Annotated in this window: 12 protein-coding genes; 9 read left to right on the forward strand and 3 right to left on the reverse strand. The window is 65.8% G+C overall.

The annotated features are described in order from the left end of the window. Positions 1–5: 5 nt before the first annotated feature. From GN330_RS03400 to GN330_RS03440, 9 genes are all read left to right on the forward strand, one after another. Positions 6–1,292 carry a glutamate-5-semialdehyde dehydrogenase gene (locus tag GN330_RS03400; RefSeq protein ID WP_156711247.1) on the forward strand — a complete coding sequence of 429 codons (1,287 nt, stop codon included), beginning with the start codon at positions 6–8 and terminating at the stop codon, positions 1,290–1,292. A 47-nt stretch (positions 1,293–1,339) separates the two neighbouring features. Continuing rightward, positions 1,340–1,921: a nicotinate-nucleotide adenylyltransferase gene (locus GN330_RS03405; RefSeq protein ID WP_156711926.1), complete on the forward strand. Its 582-nt coding sequence runs from the start codon at positions 1,340–1,342 to the stop codon at positions 1,919–1,921. 166 nt (positions 1,922–2,087) lie between these two features. Beyond that, positions 2,088–3,407: an MFS transporter gene (locus GN330_RS03410; protein ID WP_156711248.1), complete on the forward strand. Its 1,320-nt coding sequence runs from the start codon at positions 2,088–2,090 to the stop codon at positions 3,405–3,407. Positions 3,408–3,523: 116 nt separating this feature from the next. Further along, positions 3,524–3,898: a ribosome silencing factor gene (rsfS, locus tag GN330_RS03415; RefSeq protein WP_156711249.1), complete on the forward strand. Its 375-nt coding sequence runs from the start codon at positions 3,524–3,526 to the stop codon at positions 3,896–3,898. Between the two features lie 10 nt (positions 3,899–3,908). Further along, the gene (gene rlmH, locus GN330_RS03420; protein ID WP_156711250.1) at positions 3,909–4,391 is read left to right on the forward strand and encodes a 23S rRNA (pseudouridine(1915)-N(3))-methyltransferase RlmH; all 483 of its coding nucleotides are present in this window, start codon (positions 3,909–3,911) and stop codon (positions 4,389–4,391) included. 150 nt (positions 4,392–4,541) lie between these two features. Then, entirely contained in the window at positions 4,542–5,876 is a 1,335-nt protein-coding gene (locus tag GN330_RS03425) for a murein hydrolase activator EnvC family protein (RefSeq protein ID WP_156711251.1), read from the forward strand. Then, complete coding sequence (locus GN330_RS03430; protein ID WP_156711252.1) at positions 5,866–7,191, forward strand: S41 family peptidase; 1,326 nt, start codon at positions 5,866–5,868, stop codon at positions 7,189–7,191. The genes GN330_RS03425 and GN330_RS03430 overlap by 11 nt, the downstream gene beginning before the upstream one ends. A gap of 88 nt (positions 7,192–7,279) precedes the next feature. Further along, on the forward strand, positions 7,280–8,434 hold the full coding sequence (locus tag GN330_RS03435; protein WP_156711253.1) for a divergent polysaccharide deacetylase family protein: 1,155 nt from the start codon (positions 7,280–7,282) through the stop codon (positions 8,432–8,434). 9 nt (positions 8,435–8,443) lie between these two features. Next, positions 8,444–8,968 carry an RNA pyrophosphohydrolase gene (locus GN330_RS03440; protein WP_156711254.1) on the forward strand — a complete coding sequence of 175 codons (525 nt, stop codon included), beginning with the start codon at positions 8,444–8,446 and terminating at the stop codon, positions 8,966–8,968. Positions 8,969–9,011: 43 nt separating this feature from the next. Here the strand turns inward: GN330_RS03440 and GN330_RS03445 are convergent, their stop codons facing one another. The 3 genes from GN330_RS03445 to GN330_RS03455 form a co-directional block, all read right to left on the reverse strand. Next, positions 9,012–9,797: a formyl transferase gene (locus GN330_RS03445; RefSeq protein ID WP_343040224.1), complete on the reverse strand. Its 786-nt coding sequence runs from the start codon at positions 9,795–9,797 to the stop codon at positions 9,012–9,014. Between the two features lie 94 nt (positions 9,798–9,891). Then, a complete protein-coding gene (gene cueR, locus GN330_RS03450) occupies positions 9,892–10,290 on the reverse strand; it encodes a Cu(I)-responsive transcriptional regulator (protein ID WP_156711255.1) in 399 nt (132 codons plus the stop codon). Positions 10,291–10,363: 73 nt separating this feature from the next. Next, positions 10,364–12,880 (reverse strand): heavy metal translocating P-type ATPase, encoded by a 2,517-nt coding sequence (locus tag GN330_RS03455; RefSeq protein WP_156711256.1) that lies wholly within the window; start codon positions 12,878–12,880, stop codon positions 10,364–10,366. Positions 12,881–13,159: the final 279 nt, after the last annotated feature.

Genomic DNA, 13,159 nt, shown 5'->3' on the forward strand with positions numbered 1-13,159 from the left:
AGACTATGCTCAAGACGAATGACGAGACCCGGATCGACGTCGTCGCTCTCATGAACGAGATGGGCCGTGCCGCCCGCGCGGCGGCGCGACCGCTGGCGACCGCCCCGGAGAGGGTCAAGAACGTCGCCCTCCACGCCATGGCCGACGCGATCGTGGCCAGCGAGCGCAAGATCCTGGCCGCCAACGCCGTCGACGTCGCCAGCGGCACCGAAAACGGTCTCTCGGTCGCCTCTATGGATCGCCTCGCTTTGTCGTCCGAGCGTATTCGCGCCATCGCCGCGGGCGTGCGCGCCATCGCCGCCCTGGCGGATCCGGTGGGCGACGTCATTGCTGCGTGGACGCGCCCCAACGGGCTCGAAATCGAGCGCGTGCGCACCCCGCTTGGCGTGATCGGGGTGATTTTCGAAAGCCGCCCCAACGTCACCGCCGACGCCGGAGCGCTGTGCCTGAAGGCCGGCAACGCCGTGATCCTGCGCGGCGGCTCGGACTCCGCCAATTCCTCGGCCGCGATCCACGCCTGCCTGGCGGCGGGGTTGAAAGTCGCCGGCCTGCCCGAAACCGCGATCCAGCTCGTTCCGGTCACCGACCGCGCCGCCGTCGGCGCGATGCTGAAGGGACTCAGCGGCGCGATCGACGTCATCGTGCCACGCGGCGGCAAGAGCCTGGTCGGCCGGGTGCAGGAGGAAGCCAAGGTACCGGTCTTCGCCCATCTGGAGGGCTTGTGCCATCTCTATATCGACGTCTCGGCCGATCCGGACATGGCGCGCGAGATCGCCGTTAACGCCAAGATGCGCCGCACCGGGATATGCGGCGCCACGGAGACCTTGCTCGTCGATCGCGCCGCGGCCGACAGCCATCTCGTGCCGGTCCTGACCGCGCTCGCCGGGGCGGGCTGCGAAATCCGCGCCGATAGCGCGGTGCGCGGCTACTATCCCGCCGCAACGCCGGCGAGCGACGACGACTGGACGACCGAATATCTCGACGCCATCATCTCGGTGAAGCTGGTCGAGGGCATTCAGGGCGCGATCGACCATATCGAGACCCTTTCCTCGCATCACACCGAGGCGATCGTGGCGGAGGACCCGGTCGTGGTCGAGCGCTTCTTCAACGAGATCGATTCTGCGATCCTGCTCCACAACGCCTCGACCCAGTTTGCCGATGGCGGCGAGTTCGGCATGGGCGCGGAGATCGGCATCGCGACCGGCAAGATGCATGCGCGCGGCCCGGTCGGCGTCGAACAGCTGACGTCGTTCAAGTACCGCGTCCGCGGTTCCGGCCAGATCCGGCCTTGAACGGCGCCAGCCAGCGCCTCGCGGGCATCCCCGCGCCCTACCTGCGCATGCCCCATGTCGAGCGCGGCATGGCGGTTGGTATTTTCGGCGGCTCGTTCAACCCACCGCATGCCGGCCACGCCCTGGTCGCCGAGATCTCGCTGCGGCGGCTACGCCTCGACCAGCTCTGGTGGCTGGTCACGCCGGGCAATCCCCTCAAGGACGCGACCCAGCTCGCGCCGCTGTCGCAGCGGCTCGAGCAATCCGAGGCGATCACGCCGGACCCGCGCGTCAAGGTGACCGCCTTCGAGGCCGCGCACCGCATCCGCTACACAGCCGACACGCTGGAGCTGGCGGTGCGCCGCAATCCCGGCGTCGATTTCGTCTGGATCATGGGTGCCGACAGCCTAGCGGGCTTCCATCGCTGGCAGCGGTGGCGCGACATCATGGCGATCATGCCGATCGCCGTCATCGACAGGCCCGGCGCAACGCTGTCCTTCCTGTCTTCGGTGACCGCCAAGGCCTTCAACCGCGCTCGGATCGACGAGGACGAAGCCTCGCTGCTCGCCCGCACGCCGGCCCCGGCCTGGACGTTCATCCACGGGCCGCGCTCCTCGCTGTCCTCCACCGCGATCCGCAACGCGGGTTAGCGCCGATCCCGGGCGCAAAAAAAGACCGCGCTTCGTCCCGGACAAGCCGAGCCGGCTTCGCCTTCGGTGTATACGCGCGACCCACGGCCGTCGCCCGTCCAGTTCAAGACAGATCGTGCCGTTTTCGTCGTGTTCCGTCGGGCGCGAAAGGGACATCATCGGCGGGATGAGCCTCGCTTCGAGCACCGCCGCAACCAGCGTGTCCCCGGCCGATCCGGCGCAGTCCGCGCCGGCGATCGCGATCGCCAGTGTGATCCTGTCGACGGCACTTGTTGCGGTCGGCAACGGGCTGATGTTCGCCTTCGTGCCGGTTCGGCTCGCCGCTGAAGGATTTCCGCCCACCTGGGCTGGTCTGATCCTGACCGGCCTGTCGGCCGGCGGCATGGCCGGTTGCTTCCTGACCGGGCGCATGGTCAATCGCGTCGGCCACGCCCGCGCCTACATGATCTTTTCCGCCCTAATCATCCTGTCGAGCGTCGCGGTCAGCGTGAAGGTCGACCCGGCTTTGTGGATTCCTGCCCGCGCGCTTTACGGTTTTGCCATATCGGGGCTCTTCATCGTCGCCCAGAGCTGGCTCAACGACGTTGTCGAAAACCATGTTCGCGGCCGCGTGATCGCCATCTTCTACGTCAGCTACATCGTCGGACTGGGTGCCGGCTCCTACCTGCTGACCTTCATCGACATCATGAGCAACGCCGCGCCGGTGGTGGCGATCGCCTTCGGCGCCCTGTCGATCATCCCCGTCGGCCTGACCCGGCTGCGCACGCCGCCGCCGCCACCGATCGCCTCGATCGCGCTGAGGCGCGCCTGGCAGATATCGCCGGTCGGGCTGGCCGGCATGCTCGCGGTGGGCGGCCTTTCGATGATGGTCGCCGGCTTCGCCCCCATCCACGCCACCGCGATCGGATTCTCCAAGGATCAGGTCGCCCTGCTGTTGCTGGCCATGCCGCTCGGCACAATGCTGGTGCAATTGCCGCTCGGCTGGATGTCCGACCGCACGGATCGGCGCTATGTGCTCGTCGCCGCCTCCGTGATCGTAATCGGCGCCGGCGCGCTGGCGACCGGTGCGGACAGGTCGGAGCTTGCCTGGATGATCCTGGTCTACATGGTGTGGAGCGGCGCGACCGAATCGATCTATTCGATTTCCTCCGCGCATGCCAATGATCGCGCGGAAAAGGACGATCTGGTGCTCTTGTCGAGCACCATGCTGTTCACATGGTCGCTCTCCGGTTTCGTCATTCCGGGCATCGCCACGGCGCTGACCGCCTTCGTCGGAACCGGAGCCTTCATCACCATCGCGATCGCGATCGCCGCCATGTTCTGCGTCTTCGTGATCTGGCGCCTGACCCAGGCCGAAGCCGTGCCTGCGGCCGAAAGCGGAGACTTCGCGCCCCTGTCGGCGCAGGCGCCGCCGGCGGCCGAATTCGCCTATGCGTCCGACGAAACCGTCTCCGGGGAAACGAACGAGCCGACCGGCCAGTCTTGAAAGTGTTAAGGGTCCATGCCTATCTTTCGCATGTCACGTGAATCGCGCGTGGCTGAGTTGTTCTTGTCGTGAAAGGAAAGACACTGAGAACAGCACTGGGCAAGAAGGCTGAGATCATGCCTTCGCCGGCCGGAATGACCCGACAGGGTGAATCTCAGGCCTTGAAAATCGTCCTTGAATCTCTGGAAGATTCTAAGGCGGAAAACATCGTCTCCATCGACATCCAGGGGAAATCGAGCCTGGGCGACCACATGGTGATCGCCTCGGGCCGGTCTAACCGTCATGTCGGTGCGGTGTCGGAACATCTGATCAAGGCGCTCAAGGAGGCCGGACTGGGCAATGCCCGGGTCGAAGGCCTCGCGAGTTCCGATTGGGTTCTGATCGACGCCGGCGACATCATCGTCCATGTCTTCCGACCCGAGGTCCGCGAGTTCTACAACATCGAAAAGATGTGGCAGGCTCCCGATCTCGAGGACGAAACGGTTCACTGAACCAAAGGCGATGCGGATTGCCGTTCATGCCGTGGGCCGGATGAAGGCCGGCCCCGAAGCGGAGCTTGCCGACCGTTTTTTCGGCCGCTTCGCCAAGATCGGCCCTCCGGTCGGCCTGGAGTGGGCTGGGCTCGCCGAGACCGTCGAAAGCCGGGCAACCGGCCCGACCGAGCGCAAGCGCGAGGAAGCCGCGCGGCTCAGCGCGCTGCTCGAGCCCGGTTCGGTATTGCTGCTTCTCGACGAACGGGGCAAGTCGCAGGGATCGGAAGACCTGGCGCGCTGGATCGCGAAGACCCGCGACGATGGCTGCCGCAGGCTCGTGGTCGCGCTCGGCGGTCCCGACGGTCATGACGATGCGCTGCGCGGCACCGCCGGCCTCGTGCTGTGCATGGGCAAGCTCACATGGCCACATCAGTTGGCGCGCGTCATGATCGCCGAGCAGCTTTATCGCTGCGCGACCATCCTGGCCGGACACCCTTATCATCGCGTCTGACGATCGTTTTCTGCCCGGCGCCACAATTTCAGACAAATACCGGCCAACCTTGCGCGCATCCACGATGCGATGCGGTATGGTTGATGCTTCCTTAACCCGCCGTTTCTAGGGTCGGAACCCGCGAGGCGCCGGTAGGATCAGGGCGAAGTCATGACGAAAAACCGCAGGGACAGGAATGGGGCGCGCGCGCCGGCCCTGCTCACCGCTCTTGCCCTGGCGGTTTTGTTTCCGGCCCCGCTATTCGCCCAGGATACGGCCACGCTCGAGGAAAAGCGAACCGATACCGCCTCCGAATATCAAACGATCCTGCGCCAGATGTCGTTGTCCGAGGAACGCCTCGGATCGCTGACGGGCGAGGTCGCGGCAATGCGCAAGGACAGCGCCGCGATCACCACCGCGCTGATCCAGGCGGCGAAGACCGAAAAGAAGCTTTCCAATGACATCGTCGCCATCGAGGCACGACTGGAGGCGCTGAAACAGCAGGAAGGCGTGTTGAAAGCCTCGCTTCATGCCCGCCGCGGCGTTCTCGCGGAGGTTTTGGGGGCGCTCCAGCGCATGGGACTCAACCCGCCGCCGGCCATCCTGGTCAGGCCCGAAGATGCGCTGTCATCGGTACGCAGCGCGATCATACTTGGCGCGGTCGTGCCCGAACTCAGGGCCGAGACCGATATCCTCCTCGGTGACCTCAAGGAACTGGCCGCGTTGCGTCGCGCGATCGCAGACGAACGCGAGCGTCTGTTTGCCACCGTGCAGGACCAGGCGGCGGAAAAAAAACGGCTGGCGCTCCTGCTGGAGGAAAAGAGCCGGCTCTTGCGGGAAGGCGAATCAACCCTGGAGGAAGAGCGCAAGAAGGCGGTCGCGCTGGCCGCCAAGGCGGGCAGTCTCAAAGAATTGATCGCCTCGATCGAGGCCGAGATCACCGGCGTCCAGAAAGCGGCACGCGCGGCCCGGCTGGCCGAGGAGGAGCGCAAGCGCCGCGAGGCGGAAGCCGCGGGTCGTCCGGTGCCCGAGGCCAACCGGCTGGTCACGGGCCTACCCTTTGAAAGCCTTGAAGGAACGGTCGCGCTGCCGGTATCGGGCACTTTCCTGCGACGGTTTGGAGAGGGCGACGGACTGGGCGGGCACATGGCTGGCGACACGCTTCAAACACAATCCGGCTCTATCGTCACAGCACCTGCCGATGGCAGTATTTTGTACGCGGGCCCGTTTCGTTCTTACGGCCAACTCTTGATCCTCGATGTCGGCGACGGTTATCATGTCGTGTTGGCGGGTTTGGCGACGACGAACGTATCTTTGGGCCAGACGGTACTGTCGGGAGAACCGGTCGGCGCCATGGGCGAAGCGAGGATCGCCAGCGCGGTGACGCTGGGAAGTGCGAATAATAGTCCGGAACTTTATGTGGAGTTCCGCAAGGATGGCAAACCCGTCGACCCGGGCCCATGGTGGGCGGACCGGGATTCTGGAAGGACGAAAGATGATTCGTAAGTTGTCGCTTCTTCTTGCCGGCGCCCTGATGGGCGCCTCCGCGATGAGCGTCGTTTACGGCCCCGCAGGCTCTTCCGCGATCGCCGCCAGTTCGGAAACCTATCGCCATCTCGCGGTCTTTGGCGACATCTTCGAGCGCGTGCGCGCGCAATACGTGACCCCGCCCGAGGACAAGAATCTCGTTGAGAGCGCCATCAATGGCATGCTCACTTCGCTCGATCCGCATTCATCCTATCTCAATCCGGATGCCGCCAAGGACATGCGGGTGCAGACCAAGGGCGAGTTCGGCGGCCTCGGCATCGAGGTCACGATGGAAAACGAACTGGTCAAGGTGATCACGCCGATCGATGACACGCCAGCCGCCCGCGCCGGCGTTCTTGCCGGCGACCTGATCGCCGAGATCGACGGCGAGGACGTGCGTGGCTTGAACCTGTCGGACGCGGTCGAACGCATGCGCGGCGCCGTCAACACGCCGATCGAGTTGACGATCCTGCGCGACGGCGCGGTCGAGCCGATCAAGATCACGATCGTGCGCGCCGTCATCAAGGTCAAGGCGGTCAAATATCGCGTCGAGGGCGATGTCGGTTATGTGAAGATCGCCTCCTTCACCGAAAAGACCTTTGACGACCTGCAAGCGGCCATCACCGACATTGAAAGCGAGGTTCCGGCCGACAAGTTGAAGGGCTTCGTGCTCGACCTGCGGCTCAATCCCGGTGGCCTGCTCGATCAGGCGGTGAGCGTTTCGGACGCGTTCCTCGATCGCGGCGAGATCGTCTCCACCCGCGGTCGCGATCCCAAGGACGTTATCCGCTTCGACGCGCGTGCCGGCGACCTGACTGGCGGCAAGCCGTTGATCGTGATGGTCAATGGCGGCTCGGCGAGTGCCTCGGAGATCGTCGCCGGCGCCCTTCAGGACCATCGCCGCGCAACCGTGCTCGGCACGCGTTCGTTCGGCAAGGGGTCGGTGCAGACCATCATTCCGCTGGCCGAGAACGGCGCCCTGCGCCTGACCACCGCGCTCTATTACACGCCGGCGGGAAAATCGATCCAGGGCAAGGGCATCACCCCCGACATCCGTGTCGAGCAACCGCTGCCGGACGAATTGCTCGGGCGCGACGTCACGCGCGGCGAATCGGACCTGCGTGGCCACATCAAGGGTGACGAGGAAAGCGAGGAAGGGTCGGGCTCGGCCGCCTATGTGCCGCCGGAAGCCAAGGACGATGTCCAGCTCGGCTTCGCGCTCGACCTTTTGCGCGGCAACAAGACCGATCCGGCGTTCCCGCCCAATCCGGACCAGGCGGTCCTCAATCAATAAGCGTCCGGCGCCGGCGGTTCGACCGTCCGGCGCCGCGCTGTCCCTACCCCGACCACTCCGGATCATTCCTGCCTGAAAGGCCTCGCGCTTGCCGCTCGACAAGCAGATCGAACGTCCCCTCGGTCAGCACGGCGCGCGCCCGGCTCGCCGGTTGTGGCCCGCGCCCGGCTCGGCTCGGATCGCCGGCGCTGCGGCCACCTGCATCGTCGCGGGTGCCGGGCTGTGGGTGGCCTTGCTGCCAGATCCATGGCGTCAGCCCCCGGCCGAGGTCGTGTCGATCGAAACCGAACTACCCGCACCCCAGCAGCCCGCCAAAGAGGCCGTCGCGGACGAAACGGACGCGCCGACGCCCTCCATCGTGCGCGTTCCCGAAAGACCGGACACCTCCGGATCCAACGTGATCGTGATCCGCGACCCTTCGGCCATCGGCCAGGACCTGCGGGTCGCGCATCTTCCCGATCGGGCTCTCCTGGAACAGTCCGAGCATGGCCCGCTGCCGGTTCGGGCCGATGACGGGCGCCGGCCGTTCGACGTCTATGCCCGCCCCTGGTCGGGCGCGCGCGGCGCGCGCGTGGCGATCGTGATCGGCGGCATGGCCCTGTCGCAGACCGGCACGCAGACGGCCATCGCCAGGCTGCCGCCCGAGGTCACCCTCGCCTTCGCGCCACAGGGCAACTCGATCGGCCGTTGGATGCAGGCCGCGCGCCGCGAGGGGCACGAAATCTTGATGCAATTGCCGCTCGAGCCATTCGATTACCCGCGCGTCAATCCCGGCCGCGACACGCTGACGACCGAGGCGTCCAGCGAACAGAATATTGACACCCTTCACAAGGTGCTGGGTCGCACGACGAACTATGTCGGCGTGATGAATTATATGGGCGCGCGTTTCACCGCCGAGGAAGCCGCCTTCGCCCCGGTCATGCGCGATCTCGGCGCCCGCGGGCTGCTTTATCTCGACGACGGCTCGTCCGCGCGCAGCCTCGCCGGAGAACTGGCCGCCAAGAGCCGGGTTCCCTATGCCGAGGGCGATACGACGATCGACCAGCGCCGCGACCGGGCCGCCATCCTGGAAAAGCTCGACGAACTGGAGCGCATCGCCCGCGCCCGCGGCTTCGCGCTCGGCACCGGCTCGGCCTTCGACGTCACGGTCGAAACCGTCTCGTCATGGGTGGCGGAGGCCAAGAAACGCGGCATCGAGATCGTACCAGTCTCCGCACTCGCCGCCGATCCGGAAAAAAGGTAACACCGCAGAATGGCAAAGCAGAAGACCGCGGCGCGCGATGCCACGCTGCCCTACCGGCGCTGTGTCGGCATCGTCGTGTTGAACCGGGACGGCCATGCATGGGTGGGCCGGCGCATCCAAGTTCCCGACGGCGAGATGACCGGTTCCGACAAGCTCTGGCAGATGCCGCAAGGCGGGATCGACAAGGGCGAGGAGCCGCTTGTGGCCGCGCGTCGCGAACTGTTCGAGGAGACCGGCATGGAAACGGTCAGCCTGCTTGCCGAAGCGCCGGACTGGATCGACTACGACCTGCCCGACCATCTCGTCGGCGTCGCGCTGAAGGGCAAATATCGCGGCCAGACGCAAAAATGGTTCGCCTTCCGTTTCAACGGCCCCGACAGCGAAATCCGCATCAACCCGCCGCCCGGCGGACACGAGCCGGAATTCGACGCCTGGGCCTGGAAATCGCTCGACGACCTGCCCGGCCTGGTCGTGCCGTTCAAGCGCGGCGTCTACGACGCGGTGATCGCCGCCTTCCGCCATCTCGTCGCCTGAAGGTGGTCGCGGCCGCGCACAGCCCTTGGCGGGCCAGGGTCGGCTACCACACGCCGCGTGTCAGTCCCGTCCACAGATAGAACCAGATGGTGGGATGATACCATTGCCGCGACGGGCCCTCGGGCGCGCGCGGCGCTAGCCTGCCTTCAAGCGCATCATCCACCGCCTCCACGCACATCGCGCGCGATAGCGCCGCCAGCCGGTGCGCATAGGTCATGATCGTGTCGCCAGGTTGGGGCGAGCCGCGCACCTGGCGCACGATCATCCCGGTGTCGACGCCGGCATCGATCAGATGCACGGTGGCGCCGAAATTCTCCCGATCGCCCGCAGCCAGCGCCCAATAGCCGCCATTCATGCCCCGATAGGCCGGGGTGATGCCGGCGTGATAGTTGAGCACCGGACAGGACAGCCGTGCCAGAACCGACGGTCTGACGATGCGGCAACCGGCCAGAAGCACGACGCGCGGCTTCAGCCGGTCGATTTCCTGCACGAAGTGATCGCTGTTGACCGACGCGACGCCTACGATCCTTTGTTCGGGACCGGGCTCGGTTTCGAGCTTCTCCGCTGCCACGAGGCCGGCGATCTGACGCGCCGACAGGCGTTTGCCGAGCCGGATCAAAACCATCGTGCAAAACTGGCCGGCGAGCGAAATCCAGCCGGTCTTCCGCGCCCGACGGCGCAGGAAGGCGAGCTGTGGCTCGCCATCCTCCTCGATGACGTCGATCGCTCCGAATCGCCGTGCGAGCGCATTGACGATGATCCAGGGATAGGGCCCGCCAGCCGTCACCACGCACACGCCGGCGGGCCCCTGTTCGCGGGCGGTGCTCACAGGGTCCACCCCATCACGCACGTCCGCACCCCGTCGACGCGTCGTGTCCCGGCCGCCAGGCGAGAAGGTGCGACGACGCGCGCGACCGTGCCCGTCATGACGCCGTTTGCGCTCCAGCCAGTTCGTCGATGATCGGGCAATCCGGCCGGTGATCGCCGTGGCAATGCGCCACCAGATGGCTGAGCACGTCGCGCAACCCTTTGAGTTCGGCAATCTTGCGGTCGATCTCGACCAGTTTCGCGCTCGCAATCGTCTTGACGTCGGCGCTCTCGCGGCCGGTATCGTCGTAAAGCGACAGCAATTGCCGGCACTCCGCGACGGAAAAGCCCAATCCCCGCGCGCGCTGAACGAAGCGCAGCCGGTGCACATCGGAGGTCGAATAATCGCGATAGCCATTGTCGCCGCGATCCGGCTTCAAGAGCCCGATATCCTCGTAATAGCGGATCGTCTTGGCCGGCAGGCCGGACCGTTCGGAAGCGATGCCGATATTCATACCGTCAGTTCCCGTTTAACAGCGCAAACCTTCCCAAGACAGGAAGCCTCATCAATCTGGCCCATCGCCCATCCTATTTCAAGTCGAGACTGCGCAACCGCAGCGCGTTGCCGATGACGGAAACCGATGACAGGCTCATCGCCGCCGCCGCGATCATCGGCGACAACAACATGCCTAGCAGCGGGTAGAGGATGCCGGCGGCCACCGGAACACCGAGCGCATTGTAGACGAAGGCGAAGAACAGGTTCTCGCGAATGTTGCGGATTGTCGCCCTGGCCAGCTTGCGGGCGCGCACAATGCCATTGAGGTCGCCCTTGACCAGCGTGATGCCGGCGCTCTCCACCGCGACATCGGCACCGGTGCCCATGGCGATACCGACGTCGGCGGCGGCCAGCGCCGGCGCATCGTTGACGCCGTCGCCGGCCATGGCGACCTTGGCGCCACCGGCGCGCAGCTCCTCGATCAGCGCCTGTTTCTGCTCCGGCAGCAAGCCGGCACGGATATCGTCTATACCCAATGTCCTGGCGACGGCACTGGCCGTTCGCTCATTGTCGCCCGTCGCCATGATCACGGTGAGGCCACTTTCGTGCAGGGCGCGGATCGCGGCGGGTGTGGTCTCCTTGATCGGGTCGGCAACCGCCACGATCCCGCCAAGACGCTCGTCCACGGCAACGAACATCGCCGTCTTGCCGTCGGCGCGCAGGTCGTCGGCCCTGGCCTCGAGCGCCGCGGTGCCGATTCCCAGATCCTCCATCATCGCCCGGTTGCCGAGCGCCACTTTGCGGCCGTCTACCGCACCGTGCACGCCCTTACCTGTAACGGCGTCGAAATCGGTGGTATCGGCAAGCGAAAGTTCGCGCCGGCGCGCGCCCTCAACGATCGCCTCAGCGAGCGGATGCTCCGAGCCTTTTTCCACGCTCGCGGCCAGACGCAATATGTCGTCCTCGTCGAAGCCGTCGGCCGCGATCACGTCGGTGAGTTTCGGCCGCCCCTCGGTCAGCGTGCCGGTCTTGTCGACGATCAGCGTATCGACGGCGGCGAACCGTTCCAGCGCCTCGGCATCCTTGATCAGCACGCCGGCTTGCGCGCCGCGCCCGGTCGCCGTCATGATCGACATCGGTGTGGCCAGCCCAAGAGCGCATGGACAGGCGATGATCAGCACCGACACGGCGGCGAGAATAGCATAGACCATGCTGGGCGGCGGACCGAACAGGGCCCACACCACGAACGCCACCGCCGCAACCAGCACCACGGCAGGGACGAAATAGAAGGAAACGCGGTCGGCCAGGCCCTGGATCGGCGCGCGCGAACGCTGGGCCTTGGCGACCATCTCCACGATCCGCGACAACACCGTATCGGCTCCGACCCTATGCGCCTCGATTACCAGTGTGCCGCTGCGGTTGAGTGTGCCGGCGGTGACCTGGTCGCCCTCGACCTTCTCGACCGGCACCGCCTCTCCGGTGATCATCGATTCGTCGATCGACGAGCGCCCCTTCAACACGGAGCCATCGACAGGGACGCTGTCACCGGGTCGGACCCGCAACCGGTCGCCCTCGACCACGACCTCCAGCGACACGTCCTCTTCGTTGCCGTCGACGTCGATGCGACGCGCCGTCTTCGGCGCCAGATCAAGCAGGGCGCGAATGGCCGAGCCGGTGCGCTCGCGCGCCCTCAGTTCCAACACCTGGCCGACGAAAATCAGCGCGACGATGACGGCAGCAGCCTCGAAATAGACCGGTACCGCGCCACCATGGCTGCGGAACTGGTGCGGAAACAGGTCGGGAAACAGCGTCGCAACGACGCTGTAGAGATAGGCCGTGCCGACACCGATCGAAATCAGGGTCCACATATTCGGGCTGCGGTTGACGATCGACTGGTAGCCGCGCACGAAGAACGGTACCGCCGCCCACAGCACGACCGGCGTCGCCAGAACGAGCTCGGTCCACACCGCGAGGCGGCTGCCGAGCCACTCGCGAACCGGCAGACCGACCATCGGCCCCATCGCGATGATCAAGAGCGGCACCGAAAGCGCGCCGCTGACCCAAAGCCGGCGGGTGAAGTCGACCAGTTCGGGATTGGGGCCTTCCTCGCCTGTCGGCACGCCCATCGGCTCGAGCGCCATGCCGCATTTCGGGCACGACCCCGGCCCTTCACGCACGATCTCGGGGTGCATCGGACAGGTATAGAGTGTTCCCTTGGGCATCGGCGCGGGTTCGGCGCGCCCGTCGAGATAGGTTTGCGGCGCGGCCTGGAACTTTTCCAGACAGCGAGCCGAGCAGAAATAGTACCCGTTGCCGTCGTGCCGGTGGAAGTACTCCGCCCGCGCACGGTCGACATCCATGCCGCAGACCGGATCGGTCGCGCTGATGTGATCTTCCGGCGCGCCTTCGAACGTGTCGCGGCAGCGTTGCGAACAGAAATGATAGACGTGGCCATCGTGCTCGATAGTCGGCGTGTCGGCGGCCGGCTCGACCAGCATGCCGCAAACCGGATCGCGCACGATCCCCTTATTCGCGCCGGACGCCTGTGCTTGCCCGCCACAACACGCAGCTTGTTTCGTGCCTGGCGATTTCTTCTTGTGTTGGCTCATGGTGATGACTCCCGGCCAGCTTGGATTTTCCAAGGCCAGTTCTCAACCTTCCAGAAACCGGAAGGTCAAGCAGCATTTCGCGGGCGTCGTGTGTCATGGGTCAGCCGCGGCGCAACCGGTCCGCCCCCCTGGCCGCCCAACGCCGTCGAGAACCTGCGCCGATTGCGGGCGGTGGTTCCTGACATCACCGCGACCGGTGAGAACCGGAACCGTTGTCGTCGTTCATCTTCGCCTTGCACCAAAAACAAAACGGCCGTCGGAAGAACCGACGACCGTCTC

Source organism: Nitratireductor arenosus, from assembly GCF_009742725.1.
GTDB classification, from domain to species: Bacteria; Pseudomonadota; Alphaproteobacteria; order Rhizobiales; family Rhizobiaceae; genus Mangrovimarina; species Mangrovimarina arenosa.

Bases quoted from the DNA above. Each gene is read 5' to 3' on its own strand.
- GN330_RS03400 (WP_156711247.1), top strand. From the start codon at position 6: ATGCTCAAGACGAATGACGAGACCCGGATCGACGTCGTCGCTCTCATG.
- GN330_RS03405 (WP_156711926.1), top strand. From the start codon at position 1,340: ATGCCCCATGTCGAGCGCGGCATGGCGGTTGGTATTTTCGGCGGCTCG.
- GN330_RS03410 (WP_156711248.1), top strand. From the start codon at position 2,088: ATGAGCCTCGCTTCGAGCACCGCCGCAACCAGCGTGTCCCCGGCCGAT.
- rsfS (WP_156711249.1), top strand. From the start codon at position 3,524: ATGCCTTCGCCGGCCGGAATGACCCGACAGGGTGAATCTCAGGCCTTG.
- rlmH (WP_156711250.1), top strand. From the start codon at position 3,909: ATGCGGATTGCCGTTCATGCCGTGGGCCGGATGAAGGCCGGCCCCGAA.
- GN330_RS03425 (WP_156711251.1), top strand. From the start codon at position 4,542: ATGACGAAAAACCGCAGGGACAGGAATGGGGCGCGCGCGCCGGCCCTG.
- GN330_RS03430 (WP_156711252.1), top strand. From the start codon at position 5,866: ATGATTCGTAAGTTGTCGCTTCTTCTTGCCGGCGCCCTGATGGGCGCC.
- GN330_RS03440 (WP_156711254.1), top strand. From the start codon at position 8,444: ATGGCAAAGCAGAAGACCGCGGCGCGCGATGCCACGCTGCCCTACCGG.
- cueR (WP_156711255.1), bottom strand. From the start codon at position 10,290: ATGAATATCGGCATCGCTTCCGAACGGTCCGGCCTGCCGGCCAAGACG.
- GN330_RS03455 (WP_156711256.1), bottom strand. From the start codon at position 12,880: ATGAGCCAACACAAGAAGAAATCGCCAGGCACGAAACAAGCTGCGTGT.